This is a genomic window from Paenibacillus sp. N22P23, from assembly GCF_059383735.1.
In genome coordinates this window covers 283,810-297,987 of sequence record NZ_JBXENT010000001.1, presented here as the reverse complement: position 1 = coordinate 297,987, position 14,178 = coordinate 283,810, and the positions used below count along the sequence as shown (strand labels likewise).

Sequence of the window (14,178 nt, the reverse complement as noted above, 5' to 3'; positions counted from 1 at the left end):
ACGGACGTAAGGCTTTTTCTTGTTGTTCTCGTATTAAGCAGCTTTCGTCATCTTAGCAGCCAAACGTTGGCGTTTCGCTTTGCGGAAGAAGAACAGTTCGTAGATACAAGGGATGATGAGCAATGTCAGCAGCGTTGCTGCAGCCAAACCACCGATAACGACGATAGCTAGGCTTTGGGATACGATGCTTCCGCTCTCCGACGAACCGAATACGAGCGGCAGCATGGCCGAGATCGTTGCGATTGCCGTCATGAGAATCGGACGAGCACGCGTTACAGCTGCTTCAACCAATGCTTCGCGGATACCCATCCGTTGTTCGTTTTGTTTCACGCGGTCGATGAGAACGATCGCGTTCGTGACAACGATGCCGACGAGCATGAGCGCTCCGAACACCGCCGTAAAGTCAGGCGAAACGTTGGAGACGAGCAAGGCTACCACCGCACCGATTGCTGCAAGTGGAAGCGAGCACAGAATTGCTAGCGGTGCACGCAATGTTTTGAAAGTAACTACCATGATCAAGTATACGATACCGATAGCTACAAGCATGATGATACCCAGGTCAGCGAAGTCCGCCGATTGATCCGCAGATGCGCCGCCAACCGTGAACGTTACGCCTTCAGGTGCTTTAAGGGCATCCACTTGCTTCGTAATTTCTTTACCGACGATCGACAATTGAGCTGGATCTACGTCAGCTGTTACACGTACATATGCTTTACCATCTTTATGATAGAACACGCTGGCCTGCTCGCTCTTCACAAGCTTTGCCACAGAAGAAACCTTTGCAGGGCCCTGCGCTGTCATCACGATCAGCTCATTCAAGTCATTCTCCGATTTCGGATCCGCAAGCGGCTGCAGAATGACGTTTGTCAGCACATTATCAATATTCACTGTACCTAGCGGAATCGGATTCATCATCCCTTGAAGCTGCTGAGCAACCTCTTGGCCTTTCGATTTCAAAGGATCCAATTGGAACGTGTACACCGGTTTCATTTGCTCTTGATTCGATTTTACTTTGATGACATCTTTAACCGGTTTAATCGCAGCCATTACTTGTTCTGCGCCTTTAGAGATCGCATCCAGATCGTCGCCGGATACGTCGACCATCACTTGAGTGGAGCTTCCGCCGCCGGCAAAGTCCATCGCGCCAGCATTCAGATCGGCTCCCGGATAAGAAGGACGTTGACCTTTCACATCGGCGATCAGCTTCTCAGCATCTGCGCCTTCTTTCATATCAACCAAGTAGGTGACCAGTGTAGGGGAAGTTACCTCACCGTATTGCGCCCCATCCGCGCTGTTACCGTTTTGCATGAGAACCCAGTCAATGTCGTTCCGATCGTTCAAGAATGCCTCAAGCTTGCGGCCTTCCTCGATTACTTTATCCTTCGGTGTATCACTCGAATATTCCAAGTTTACGGATAAGTTCGCTGCGTTGGAGGAATCAATTGCCCCTTTAGGCATCGACATGTAAGCACCAACAGAACCAACAAGCAGCAGCACTGCAATGACAAGCGGAACCCATTTATGCTGCAAGTTCCAGTTTAAGAAGTTGGCGAAACGTTTGGAGCCTTCGTGCTCCTTCATCTTCGTATTGCGCAGCAGCACAGCGCTGAGAATAGGTACTACGGTTAGTGCAACAAGCAAGGAAGCTAGAAGCGAGTACGTTACTGTCAAAGCGAATGGCAGCAGGAACGCTTGAAGCGAACCACGCAGCAGCCCCATTGGCAGGAATACAGCAACCGTTACAAGCGTGGAAGACGTAATTGCAGTTGCGACTTCCTTCGTTGCTTCCATAACAAGACCAACCGAGAACGTTTCTTTCTGCAAACGGCGATAGATGTTCTCGATGACGACGATACTGTCATCCACGAGACGGCCGACCGCAACCGCCACACCGCCGAGCGTAATAATATTAAGCGTTACGCCGGAAACTTGAAGCAGGTAAAGTGTAATACCAAGCGAGAGCGGGATCGATACGATCGTGACCAGTGTAGCTCTCAAATTACGCATGAACAGCAAGATTACAATTGTAGCGAAGAGTGCGCCCATCAATACTTCACGAAGCATCGAGTTTACGGAATGAACAACTTGCTCCGATGTGCTCGAAAGTACTTTGATTTCGACGCCTTTCATATCTTTGTTAAGACGTTCTACTTCTGCTTGAACGCCATCGCCGACTTTTACCGCGTTGGCATCAGCTGTTTTGGAAATCGTCAGCATGAGGACGTTCTTGCCATCTAAGCTGCTGATGCTCTCTTGCTCTGTCTGAGCTTCCACTTTGGCAACATCGCCAAGTGTTACGCCTTCAGCGACAGGAAGCTTGCGAAGCGTTTCCAGATCGTTAATCGCCGCTTCAACATTGATGTTGCCGGATGCCCCGTCAATTGTTTTCTCGCCAATCGAAGCAGCAACGCCGCGGCCTTGAAGCACACCCATTAGGGAAGCGAATGGAACGCCTTTCTCTGTCAGCTTAGCTGAATCCGGAATGACCGAGATGTTCGGGTTCGATTTGCCGCCGAGCGACACATCGCCTGCGCCTTCTACTTTCTTAAAGGCATTGATCAGATCTTTCTCTGCTTTCTCACGGTCTTGCGCCGCTACACCATCTAAGTTAATGGAAACCCAAGAGATTGGGATCATAGAAGTGTTGAACTGTACCACATACGGAGTCATCACGCGCTCTGGCAATTGAACCGAGCGAATCGCTGCTTCAACCTCCGCTTTCGCTTCTTTCATATTTGTCTTCGAATCGAAAGCTAAGTCGATTTTGGAAAATCCGTTACCAGAGGACGATGTCATGAGGCTCTTGCCTTTCACGAACTGTACCGCTTCCTCCAGTTTGGCCGTTACGCCGGTCTCCATCGATTTGGCATCATAGCCAGGTCCGATTGCTGCAATGGTAACCATCGGATTATCAGCTTCAGGCAAGAACTCCATCGGCAGCCTGTAGTAACTGATTACCCCCATCACGAGTGCCATTAGCACTACGAGTTTCATTGCGGCCTTATTGTTAAAAGCCCATTTAGTAATAAACTGCATTTCAACCTTTTCCCCTTTCATATGGTTCTCCTCAGAACTCCTTGTTAAAGAATACCTTTTTCCAATAGGGGATGTAAACGTCTGTAGACCAGTATTTATCCCCGACCTAAGACGGAGGCGAACGTAAGTCTTCGGACAAAATGAGTGATTACTCACTTTACAGAATAGGGTACAAAACAGTAAAATAAATGTGAGTAATCACTCATTTTCTAACGAGGATGTGATCCCAATTGACTAGTTTATCAAACTCAGCTTCGCCGAATCCGGTTGTCGATGTACGCTCTGTAACACGCCGCTTCGGCAGCAAGACCGTACTGGACAACATCACATTACAAGTAGAACGCGGCGAATTGTTTGGCCTGCTTGGTCCTTCCGGCTCCGGCAAAACGACGCTGATCAAGCTCATTACCGGTATCGACAAGGCCGATGGCGGCTCTGTCTATATGCTGGGCGAGCAGATGCCGAAGCTGTCGATGCTTCAGCGCTTCGGCTATATGGCGCAGTCTGATGCGCTGTATAACGAGCTTACAGCCAAGGAGAATCTGACGTTCTTCGCATCCTTGTACGGACTTAAGGGTCAGCACATGATGCAGCGAATCGAAGCTGCGATGACGATCGTCAATCTCCAGGATAACCTGAACAAAGCGGTTGCTGCCTATTCCGGCGGGATGAAGCGAAGATTGTCGCTCGCTCTCTCCTTGCTGCACGAGCCGGAGCTGCTCGTACTCGATGAGCCGACGGTAGGCATTGATCCCGTATTGCGACAGTCGATCTGGAAGGAGCTTGGCGAAATGCGCAAGCGCGGTACGACGATCGTACTTACGACGCATGTCATGGATGAAGCAGACAAATGCGATCGTCTCGGACTTATCCGAGACGGCAAGCTGACTGCACTCGGGACACCCGAAGCGATCAAAGAAAGCAGTGGCAGCGCGACGATCGAGGAAGCTTTTATCGTCTATGGCGGAGGTGTTCGCGAATGAGGATCAGAGCGCTCGCCATTCGAATCATCCGTCAATTCGTCCGCGATAAGCGGACACTGGCACTCCTGTTCTTAGCCCCATTGCTTATTCTTACATTAATGAAGCTTGTATTTAACGGCAACACGGTTGAGCCTCAGATCGGTGCTGTACAGATCCCGGCTGCGCTTGTTGAGCGGCTTGAGAAGGCCGAGGCTGATGTAACGACTTACGATACTGCTGCGGCGGCGGAGCAAGCACTCCAAGACGGTGATTTGGACGCAGTGCTTTCGCTAGGCGGCGGAGGAAAACCTTCTATTACCTTAGAAGGAAGCGACCCTGCTTCAAGCAAAATGGTGCTGCTCCTGCTGCAGCGCATGATGGGCGCTGATATGCCTGCTGTTCAGCCGCAGATTACGTATCTGCATGGCAGCGAGGATATGGCCTCCTTCGATTCTTTCGGGCCTGTATTGATCGGCTTCTTCTCATTCTTCTTCGTCTTCATGCTGGCTGGCGTATCCTTCCTCAGAGAACGAACAAGCGGTACTTTAGAGCGTCTGTTAGCTACTCCGATCCGGCGCTCTGAAGTCGTGCTCGGTTATTTATCCGGCTTTGGTTTGTTTACACTGCTTCAAGCAGCCTTGATTGCCTGGTTTGCCATTAACGTCCTTGGCCTCTATATGGATGGGTCCATCTGGCTCGTGCTCATGATGAACCTGCTGTTATCGTTAACCGCGTTAACGCTCGGAACGCTCCTGTCTTCTTTTGCAAGCAATGAGTTTCAAATCATTCAGTTCATTCCGCTCGTTGTTGTGCCGCAAGTCTTCTTCTCGGGCTTGTTCAATCTGGATTCCATGGCCCCTTGGCTGCAGAAGCTCAGCAATATCATGCCGCTTTACTATGGCGCTGACGCCATGCGAGGGATCATGATCCGAGGCGAGGGCTGGAGCGACATTCAGCTTGATGTTTACGTGCTTATCGGGTTCTCGACTGTTTTCGCTCTGCTGAACGTTCTTGCACTGAAGAAACACCGTGCCATTTAATCCGATTACACTTCTGTGATATCATCTAGAATAACGAATCGAACGTGGTGCTGGCATGAAGGAGTTGTCCGTAATGAATGATACGATGGAACAATGGGTGGAAGAGCTGCTCCGAAACGACAGCGGCGGGGAGAAAATGACCGAGAAGCAGGCTAAAATTTTGCAATCCGCCATTGAGGTTTTTGCCGAGAAAGGTTTCGCAGGCTCCTCTACCAGTGAAATTGCGCAGCGTGCCGGTGTCGCTGAAGGTACGATTTTCCGCCATTATAAGACGAAGAAGGATCTGCTGCTCTCGATCGTTGCGCCTGCGATGACGAAGCTGATCGCCCCCTTCGTCCTGCGCGGCTTCAACAAAGTGCTTGATGCTGACTACGAGAGCTACGAAGGTGTTATTCGTGCGATGATTGAGAATCGGATCGAGTTTATTTCGAAGCATCGCAATATCTTGCGGATTTTGATGCAGGAGATTCCGTTTCACCCGGAGCTGCAGGAACATTTTCAACGAGATGTGCTCGCGAAGGTGCTTAGTCGTCTTCAGAAGCTCGTGACGCAATTTCAAGCGAGGGGGCAGATGGTCGATCTGCCTTCAATGACTGTCGTGAGGCTGAGTATATCTACCATCATTGGTTATGTTGCAGTACGAACATTATATGGGGAACGAAAAGACGCCGTATGGGATGATGCGCGGGAACGCGAGGAAACGATTTCGTTCATCATGCGAGGTCTCGGTATTTCCAAATAACCAGCTGCACGTAAAAAGCACCTGCCTCAGTTATGCCGTAACGGCGCACTGATGCAGGTGCTTTCTAGTTATCGTTGTGATACCGATTTGGCTTGTTCAACCGCTGAGCTGTCAAGTAACCGGAACCGAAGCAGCAGCGTAAGCGCCGCCAGCGATAACAGTCCGCCGGCTACATAAGGAAGTGTTAGGTCAACTGTAAAGAGGAACGCTCCGAACAGCGGACCGATAATACGTCCCAAGCTGTCCATGGACGAGCTCAGTCCGGATGCAACACCTTGTCCAACGGTTGTCTTCTGGGTAATCAACGATGTCACACAAGGGCGAATAAGCGCATTGCCGATTCCGAAGATCGCCAAGTAAATGGTTGAAGTGAGCAGCGAATGTGCTGTAACCATAAGTAGAAAACCGGCTGCGGAAATGATCAGTCCTGCTGTGATATACATCGGTTCTTGCCCTTTACGAATCCGTCTGCGGACAATTCCGCCTTGGACCAGCGCACCGACGAGACCACATACGAGGAACATCACGCCTACTTGAAGAGGCGTTACATCGAATCGCTTCATCCCGAACAGCTGCAGCGTCGCTTCAAGTCCTGCCAGCGATAAAGAGACGATCAATGCGAGCACATATAAGTATTTGACCGATCCCGTAAAGGCACTCCAGCGCGAAGGCCTTGCAGCTTCGTTTGCCACTTGCCTCATATCCGGCGTCAGTGATTCCGGCAGCTTCGTTACAGCAATCAGAAACGTTACAAGTGCTAGTGCCGCTGCTGCGAAGAAGGGCGTATTCTGAGAGACGAGGCTTAGCAAACCGCCGAAACCAGGACCAATCGTAAAGCCGAGACCGATCGACATGCCTACAAGACCCATTCCTCGTGTCCGTTGTTCAGGCGGCGTTATATCTGCAACATATGCAACGATAACCGACGTGACAGCGCCGGAGAATAGCCCTCCGAGCAGTCGCGAGGCATACATAATCGGCAGGCTTCCATCTGCGATGCCGAATAATAGGAAACTCGCCGCAAATCCGAGCACGCCGGTAAGAATGACCGGACGGCGTCCAACACGGTCAGACAGTCCGCCCCACAGCGGCGAAAGCAGGAATGATACCGCTGAATAAACGGAAAGCATCATGCCGGTATGAAATTCTACCGATCCCGGACTAGCTTTCTTAATAAGCTCCGGCAAAACCGGAATAATAATCCCAAACCCGATAAATGTCGTAATGAGCATAACCATAACTATGCCAAGTCGTTTGTCTTTGTTTTGTGTCATCTTGTTCCCTCCACCCCATCATGTTACCACATCTGCTTTATGTCTTGTTATGAACAAATGAAGAACAAACAAGAGAAGCAGAACGGCACCGCTGACCAAAAAAGGAGAATGAGGACCGAGCATGTCCCACAGCTTGCCGGACATAATGCTTCCAAACACCATACCAAGGCCTTCAATCGTCAGGAAGAATCCCCACACTGCTCCACGCTCTGATTTGGGAATCGCTTGCGCGATCAATGCATTCCAAGCCGGAATAATACAGGCATAGCCGAGACCGACAAACGTCACAATGATCAATACAAGCGGCAAGGAGCGGGTGTAACCCAGTACAGCCAACGAAACTGCAGCTGTTAGAAATCCGACATGAAGAAACCACTTCGTGCCGAAACGATCCACCCATTTGCCGACCGGAATTAAGCCTATAACCGTAACCGCTCCGCCTGCAACGAGATACATGCTGTACTGCTGCGGCGTTAAATGCAGGACCGTACGGGCATATTGAGTTAGAACAGGCGTAAGCAGCCCCAGTGCAAAGTTCTGCGTAAACATCGCTGGATACAGCAGCTTGCTCGCATGCAAGGAACTGCTTACCTTGGCGAAATACCTGCGTACCCGCTCCCGCATGGACAATTGCTCCTGGTCCGCTTCGGAAGCTGCAGCAACAGGCGCTTCTTCGCGGTTTTCCAGCTCCATCGACTTTTTCTTCCCTGGCAGCAGCAGCGCAACGACGATGACGACAATCATCATCCCGATTAGAATTCGAAAGGCAGGCGTATACGTGTGTACAATGAAGAAATTAATGACGATCGGGCCGCAGCCGACCCCTGTCAGCCAAGCCATATAGACGACACTCATGATCGTACCGCTGGACTCATTACCGGCAACCGTCGTTGCTCCATTAATGACACATGGCCATAGCGGTGATGTCCCAATCCCGAGCAGCAGACAAGCAAGTACAATCCATCCCATGCCGTGCAAATAGGAAACGATCAACACCGAAGCACACGTAAACAAAACGCCGAAGAGCATGACATAGCGGTATCCGATGCGGTCGATGACCCAGCCAAGCGGGCTGCGAAACGCATTATCACCGATATATTGCAGAGCAAGCGCCCACCCTACCGCATAAGCTGATAAATGGAGCACTTCCCTCATATAAACAGGCAGAATCGAGACGAGCAAAGCACCCTTCACGAATTCAACCAAATACATAATAATGAGCAGCTGGACGACGAATGGTGACGACAAAACCTTTTTCCCTGCCCAGCCCTTACCGATACTCATAATCGTTCCCCTTTTCTGCTCATAAATCTTGTTGGCTATGTAGACTCTAGTCTCAACAAAAATGTTGCTTGCAATCCCCCCTAGTTTTGCTATACTCAACTTTGTTTGTTACAATCCACACGAAAGGCTGGGATGAATGCTATGGATCATACCCGGACTCCGCTGTTTAGCGCTTTGCGAACGCACGCGGCCAACAACCCTGTACAATTTCACATTCCCGGACATAAAAAAGGAGTAGGGAGCGACGCTGAGTTTCGCGAATTTATTGGAGACAATGCGTTGTCGATTGACCTTATAAATATTGCTCCGCTGGATGACCTGCACCAACCGACCGGCGTAATTCAAGAAGCCCAAAAATTGGCAGCCGATGCTTTCGGAGCTGATTATACCTTTTTTTCGGTACAAGGAACAAGCGGGGCTATCATGACGATGATCTTGACCGTCTGTAATCCCGGCGACAAAATCATTGTACCGCGCAACGTTCACAAATCCATTATGTCGGCTATTATTTTCGCCGGCGCGCGTCCGATCTTTATATCACCGGCCCGCGATGCCAATCTTGGAATTGATCACGGCATTACGACTCGTTCCGTAAAGCGTGCCTTGGATCGTCATCATGATGCGAAAGCCGTTCTTGTCATTAACCCGACCTACTATGGTATTTGCGCAGATCTAAAGGAAATCGTTGAGCTCGTACATAGCTACGACATTCCCGTGCTTGTCGATGAAGCGCATGGCGTGCTCATTCATTTCCATGAGAAGCTCCCAATGTCGGCGATGCAAGCTGGCGCCGATATGGCAGCAACAAGCGTTCATAAGCTGGGCGGTTCCATGACACAAAGCTCGGTTCTAAATGTGAAGAGCAGTCGCATCAACCCGCAGCGTGTACAAACCATTATCAGTATGCTGACGACAACTTCGACTTCCTACATTTTGTTGTCCTCGCTGGATACATCGCGCCGCAACTTGGCCATTAACGGGCATGACATTGCAGGCAAGGCGATTGAGCTTGCTCAGCATGCACGTACCGAAATTAACAAGATGCCTGGCCTTTACTGCATCGGTGAAGAAATTCTCGGTGGTGAAGCAACCTACGACTACGATCCGACGAAGCTGGCCATTCATGTGCGCCATCTCGGCATCACTGGATACGAAACCGAGAACTGGCTTCGCGAGCATTACAACATTGAAGTTGAGCTCAGCGATATGTACAACATATTGGCGCTCGTTACACCGGGCGATACTTCCGACTCCGTTGGAACACTGCTCACTGCGCTTCGCGATCTGGCCCAGCAGCATCAAGGAAATGAAGCCAATGAGCTGGTAGTTAAGATTCCGGAAATTCCACATCTCTCTCTGACGCCGCGTGAAGCCTTCTACGGCCAGACAGAAGTTGTCCCTTTCAAAGAATCAGCTGGCCGCATCATTGCTGAATTTATTTATGTGTACCCACCGGGTATTCCGATTCTTCTACCCGGTGAAGTCATCTCTCAGACGAATATCGATTACATCACCGATCATGTGGAAGTCGGCTTGCCGGTAAAAGGTCCGGAAGATCGCAGCATTCAATTCGTGAAAGTAATCTTCGAAGAAGAAGCGATCACTTAGACCTCCCCTATTAGAGTCAACGACTGTAAGAAAGTCCTCAGCTTCCAGCTCTTCTAACCAAGAGCAGGCTGGGGACTTTTCGTTTCTACGGAGTCTCGTTATTGGCGGTTATTGTCAATCCTTTTTCAGAATGCTATGATGTGGGAGGGGGTGGGCAATATGGGTCAAAGCGCTTACATTAAATTTGTGCAAGGTTCAGCAGTTGAACGTCTCAGCCTCGATGAGGTGAAGGAAAGGCTTGGCCGCTACCGGGAACAGACCTCGTTAACTGGCCGTCAGCTTGGATGGGACTACACCGAATCTGCTTTTCCCTATACGGTTGAAACGAAGCCGGGAGAAGAGAATCGATGGTTCTACTTAAAAGGCACTTCGCCGCAATACAACTACATCCTATTCGGAGTCGGCACCCAGGAAACTGGTGATCAGAGCATCTCACATGTGCAGGTCGTGCTCCCGGATACCGCAACACATGGCGACAAATCCAAAGCCAATGAGCTTTGCAAATATTTTGCCAAGCATTTGAAGGCTGAGCTCACGATGTTTAACGGCCGAACCATTTACTATAATCCACGTAAGTAAACAATGAAAAAACTCCGAAGCCATGATGGCATCGGAGTTTTTCTCTATTTTGCATATACGCTGTTTTATGCTTCGTTCTCGCTCTTCGCGATTTCTTCATAAATCTTCGTTACGCGTTCCCACTCCGCATCATCTTCGATGCCAACCAAGAATGCTTCGCCGTCCTCTTCTTCAATACGGAAAATAACGCCGTCAGCTTCCGGATCGTTGCGGTCCAGCAATACGGAATAAACCTGCTCTTCGGATTCAAACGTAAATACCATGACCATTTCACGCTCAATGCCTTCCTCGTCCGTGACAAGGAATACGTGTTCTTCGTGATCATGATCGTGGTTGCAATTCTCGTCGTGCACGTGATCGCTCATTGTATACCCTCATTTCCATTAATGATTTATTTCCTTCGTATCGTAACATGGAACAATCTCAGGGTCAAACGAAAGCGCCGCATCCAGTGGGAATGCAGCGCTTCCGGGTAAATCCAATTATGCTTTGGCCGTAATCGTTTTCTCGGAAACTAATTTCCAATCGTCGTTACCGGCTACTTTCATATAAAACCTAATCGTGTATTTGCCAGCGGTATCAAACGTATAATTGAAGTCATCGGTACGGTACCAGAAGTTGTCTTTCTCAATCGAGACAGTCTTCGCCTGAATTAAGGTCTCCGTATTCTGTGGATCCACGATCGTCGCCTTCACTGCGGAAATATCCGTCAGCAAGTTGTCAATTTGGGCAAACACTTTGAATGTGATTCGGTTGCCTTTGGTGACATTGCCGAAGATTGTGGTGTCTTGGAATAGGAACATGTGTACATTTGGCTTATACAAGGTAACCTTCTTCGATGCCTCATCCCAATACACAATGGATTGCAGCGTATTCGCCACTTGGCGAACTGATAAGTATGTTTTACCGTCAGTAAAAATCCCCGCGTCGTCTAGCTCATTTCCGTTCACGATGACCCGCACCCGTTGAGAAGCGGAATCCGCAAAGAGCATCGTGCCGCCCCACAGCGACAACACTAACGTCAACATGAGAAGCTTTCTGAACTTCATGGTAGCAAACCCTCCGTCCGTAATCTGGATGTATGGTTATACTCACCAAGTCGTCCAAAGTTGCGCCAGTTCACAAAAAATTTTCCTTACCAAAACCTGTCATATTATGTTGAAACATGCGCTTGCCTGGGAAATACTGAAGGGAAATAGTTCGCGCTTTTACACATAGGTCCGCGTCAAAATACACGGCACACCTTTCCCTACTGCTCCCGGCTGCTTCATGCTCTCATAATAACGCATCCCTCTTGCACAAGGGGTTTTGCATACTGCACATGTGTCCGAAAGCACAAGCTTCAGTACTGCCTGCTTCCGGTCCGAAGGGCTTTTCTTCTTCTTGACAACTTTACCTTTAGGAGCCATATTGATCCGCACCTGCCTATTTTCGCATTCCGTTCATAGCTATCGTATGAACGAATGGGCAGCTGTGTGCATGGCAGAAGAACGCTGGATCACGAAGCCGGATTAGCAAGGTTTTCCTTTTCATTTTCAATCATAAATGATAAATTGAATAGTAACGTACAGCTTAGGGAGGATGTCCCGATTGGATATTCAGATGCTTGGAACGGGAAGTGCATTTGCCAAAACCTATTTCAATACAAATGCGCTGTTTTATACAGATCGCAATACCCTATTGCTTGATTGCGGCACTACAGCGCTGCTATCAATGCATCAGCTTGGAAAATCCGTTAACGAGATCGATGCTGTACTCATCAGCCACATTCATGCCGACCATATCGGCGGCTTGGAAGAGCTCGCATTTCAAATGAAGTTTGTTTTTAATCGCAAGCCGAAACTGTTTATCCATGAATCCCTAGTGGACTCCCTCTGGGAAAGCTCACTTAAAGGTGGACTGCTCCAGGATGAATGTGCAGCACTCGAGGATTATTTCGACGTTTTCCCGCTTCAGACAGGAGTCAGCACAGAGCTGCTGCCCGGATTTGTTGTCGAAGCGATTCATACCGAACATATTCCGAATAAGCTTAGTTACTCTTTCCTTATTAATGAGAACTTCTTCTATTCAGCTGATATGAAATTCAATCCCGGGCTCCTAGAACGATTGGTCAATCAAGGGGTTCAAACGATCTTCCATGACTGCCAGCTGAAACCTCCCGGTGTTGTTCATACGACACTCGAAGAGCTCCAATCACTGCCAGAATACATCCAAGAGCGCATCTGGCTCATGCACTATGATGACAGTAAGCCGACGGCCCAGGATCAAGCCGGAGTTATGCGTTTTGTAGAGCAGCATAAGCGATATACCTTCTGATAAGCCCTAACGATAATAAACCCGCTGCGAGGTGCAGCGGGTTTTTTTGTGCATTATCTCAGACGGCTAGGCAGCTAGAAGTTTGGCAGCTGATCCAAATTGTTCGTCGGATCTCCGTCTGCGTCCCCTCGAATATAATGCTCGCCATCTTTTCCTTTAAATACGTTGACCCCGGCAATTGTGCCGTTATTCGCTTCCGCTAACGCCTGCTCGTAATCAAGCACACGGCCTGAGGAAGTCTTAAATGCCATTAAATCTCCATCACCATTCTTCTGTGCCGCTACGAACCTCTCAGCTGCAGCAGCGGCACCGCTCGCTTGCACACCTTCGTTATCTGGACTATACATGATTGTACTCCTCCTCTACGCTGGCAGCGCTCAAATAGGATGGCTCATTCTCTCTGAAATTATGCAGCTTAGAGGTTCGCAGCAGCCAAAAAAATCCGGTGTGCCCCTTAAGGGCACTTCCGGATTTATGGGTTGTTCTCTTCACGAAGCGGAGGCTTCTGCTGGCGCGAATTCGCCGCGCCCGGTAAAGCCGGTGTCATATCTTTTGGTTTGTTAGGTGAATCGTAGACTTCACCGAACACCGATCGCGATGTAGGATAAACCGTACCCAGCACGTTTTCTTGGTTGACGACCTTCATGGTCGGGACCGTGTCTGAAGCATGTTGTTGCTGTAAGCACCCGGAACAAATCAATAAACCTATAGCAGCTCCAATTGCTTTCCTCAACTATACCACTCCCTATGGCTTCACCATTTTGGGAATAGTATGCCCGTGCTGTCACCGAAGCAAACTTAACGCTTGGTTTTCAACTCCGGCGGCAGCTTTCTTCTCCACACAAATGCTTCATCATAAGCGACTGTATCATGGATCACCATCTTTGCCACACACACGCAAACCGTACCGACGATACTGAATAAGCCTACCAACCACACCGCCAAATGGGCAGCTTCCGCCACTAGACAACCCGCCTCTCCAAGATTAAGCTTGAGTACACCTTATGCGGGTTTACAAGAATTTAGACTTCTTTTTGCGAAAACTTGTTGACATCTTTTTTCCCGTTTGATATATTAATTCTTGTCACTAACGAGGCAACACTATATGATCTGGTAGCTCAGCTGGGAGAGCACTATCTTGACAGGGTAGGGGTCACAGGTTCGAACCCTGTCCAGATCACCATAATTTAAACGCACAAACCCTTGAGGAATCAAGGGTTTTTTTGTTAGAACACGGAAGAATGAACTGTGATACAGCGAATCCCTCTTGTCCGACAACCTTCTAGTTTCGTATCTTATTATTCACCACGAATCGCCGTGGTGAATAATAAGCAGCT

General features: G+C 49.2%; 15 protein-coding genes and 1 tRNA gene. 7 read left to right on the top strand and 9 right to left on the bottom strand.

All coding sequences use genetic code 11. The features are described from left to right. Window positions 1-33: 33 nt before the first annotated feature. A complete protein-coding gene (locus AC506A_RS01410) occupies window positions 34-3,036 on the bottom strand; it encodes an efflux RND transporter permease subunit (RefSeq protein ID WP_495459226.1) in 3,003 nt (1,000 codons plus the stop codon). 230 nt (window positions 3,037-3,266) lie between these two features. Here AC506A_RS01410 and AC506A_RS01405 point away from each other — a divergent pair, with 230 nt between their 5' ends. The 3 genes from AC506A_RS01405 to AC506A_RS01395 all read left to right on the top strand — a co-directional run bounded on the left by AC506A_RS01405 (window position 3,267) and on the right by AC506A_RS01395 (window position 5,780). Continuing rightward, on the top strand, window positions 3,267-4,019 hold the full coding sequence (locus AC506A_RS01405; protein WP_495459225.1) for an ABC transporter ATP-binding protein: 753 nt from the start codon (window positions 3,267-3,269) through the stop codon (window positions 4,017-4,019). Next, the gene (locus tag AC506A_RS01400) at window positions 4,016-5,038 is read left to right on the top strand and encodes an ABC transporter permease (protein ID WP_495459224.1); all 1,023 of its coding nucleotides are present in this window, start codon (window positions 4,016-4,018) and stop codon (window positions 5,036-5,038) included. Before AC506A_RS01405 ends, AC506A_RS01400 begins: the two co-directional genes overlap by 4 nt. Window positions 5,039-5,111: 73 nt before the next feature. After that, entirely contained in the window at window positions 5,112-5,780 is a 669-nt protein-coding gene (locus AC506A_RS01395; protein ID WP_495459223.1) for a TetR/AcrR family transcriptional regulator, read from the top strand. Window positions 5,781-5,848: 68 nt separating this feature from the next. Here the strand turns inward: AC506A_RS01395 and AC506A_RS01390 are convergent, their stop codons facing one another. Together AC506A_RS01390 and AC506A_RS01385 are read right to left on the bottom strand one after the other, a co-directional pair. Further along, window positions 5,849-7,054 (bottom strand): MFS transporter, encoded by a 1,206-nt coding sequence (locus AC506A_RS01390; protein WP_495459222.1) that lies wholly within the window; start codon window positions 7,052-7,054, stop codon window positions 5,849-5,851. Between the two features lie 18 nt (window positions 7,055-7,072). After that, the gene (locus tag AC506A_RS01385) at window positions 7,073-8,338 is read right to left on the bottom strand and encodes an MFS transporter (RefSeq protein WP_495459221.1); all 1,266 of its coding nucleotides are present in this window, start codon (window positions 8,336-8,338) and stop codon (window positions 7,073-7,075) included. 141 nt (window positions 8,339-8,479) lie between these two features. Here AC506A_RS01385 and AC506A_RS01380 point away from each other — a divergent pair, with 141 nt between their 5' ends. Further along, window positions 8,480-9,946 carry an aminotransferase class I/II-fold pyridoxal phosphate-dependent enzyme gene (locus tag AC506A_RS01380; RefSeq protein ID WP_495459220.1) on the top strand — a complete coding sequence of 489 codons (1,467 nt, stop codon included), beginning with the start codon at window positions 8,480-8,482 and terminating at the stop codon, window positions 9,944-9,946. 159 nt (window positions 9,947-10,105) lie between these two features. Then, window positions 10,106-10,525: a DUF1885 family protein gene (locus AC506A_RS01375; protein WP_495459219.1), complete on the top strand. Its 420-nt coding sequence runs from the start codon at window positions 10,106-10,108 to the stop codon at window positions 10,523-10,525. Between the two features lie 65 nt (window positions 10,526-10,590). Here AC506A_RS01375 and AC506A_RS01370 read toward each other — a convergent pair whose 3' ends face one another. From AC506A_RS01370 to AC506A_RS01360, 3 genes are all read right to left on the bottom strand, one after another. Then, window positions 10,591-10,890: a DUF1292 domain-containing protein gene (locus tag AC506A_RS01370; protein WP_090976987.1), complete on the bottom strand. Its 300-nt coding sequence runs from the start codon at window positions 10,888-10,890 to the stop codon at window positions 10,591-10,593. A gap of 117 nt (window positions 10,891-11,007) precedes the next feature. Beyond that, a complete protein-coding gene (locus AC506A_RS01365) occupies window positions 11,008-11,574 on the bottom strand; it encodes a stalk domain-containing protein (protein ID WP_495459218.1) in 567 nt (188 codons plus the stop codon). 159 nt (window positions 11,575-11,733) lie between these two features. Further along, window positions 11,734-11,934 carry a hypothetical protein gene (locus tag AC506A_RS01360; RefSeq protein ID WP_091219335.1) on the bottom strand — a complete coding sequence of 67 codons (201 nt, stop codon included), beginning with the start codon at window positions 11,932-11,934 and terminating at the stop codon, window positions 11,734-11,736. Between the two features lie 172 nt (window positions 11,935-12,106). Between AC506A_RS01360 and AC506A_RS01355 the strand changes: the two genes are divergently transcribed. Continuing rightward, window positions 12,107-12,841, top strand: coding sequence for an MBL fold metallo-hydrolase (locus AC506A_RS01355; protein ID WP_495459217.1), 735 nt, complete (start codon window positions 12,107-12,109; stop codon window positions 12,839-12,841). Between the two features lie 74 nt (window positions 12,842-12,915). Here the strand turns inward: AC506A_RS01355 and AC506A_RS01350 are convergent, their stop codons facing one another. The 3 genes from AC506A_RS01350 to AC506A_RS01340 all read right to left on the bottom strand — a co-directional run bounded on the left by AC506A_RS01350 (window position 12,916) and on the right by AC506A_RS01340 (window position 13,804). Further along, window positions 12,916-13,188 carry a DUF3892 domain-containing protein gene (locus AC506A_RS01350; RefSeq protein WP_495459216.1) on the bottom strand — a complete coding sequence of 91 codons (273 nt, stop codon included), beginning with the start codon at window positions 13,186-13,188 and terminating at the stop codon, window positions 12,916-12,918. 125 nt (window positions 13,189-13,313) lie between these two features. Then, window positions 13,314-13,574 carry a hypothetical protein gene (locus AC506A_RS01345; RefSeq protein WP_495459215.1) on the bottom strand — a complete coding sequence of 87 codons (261 nt, stop codon included), beginning with the start codon at window positions 13,572-13,574 and terminating at the stop codon, window positions 13,314-13,316. Window positions 13,575-13,639: 65 nt separating this feature from the next. Beyond that, window positions 13,640-13,804, bottom strand: a complete 165-nt coding sequence (locus AC506A_RS01340; protein WP_495459214.1) for a hypothetical protein — start codon at window positions 13,802-13,804, stop codon at window positions 13,640-13,642. Between the two features lie 144 nt (window positions 13,805-13,948). Here AC506A_RS01340 and AC506A_RS01335 point away from each other — a divergent pair. Next, window positions 13,949-14,024: transfer RNA gene (locus AC506A_RS01335), tRNA-Val, on the top strand. Window positions 14,025-14,178: the final 154 nt, after the last annotated feature.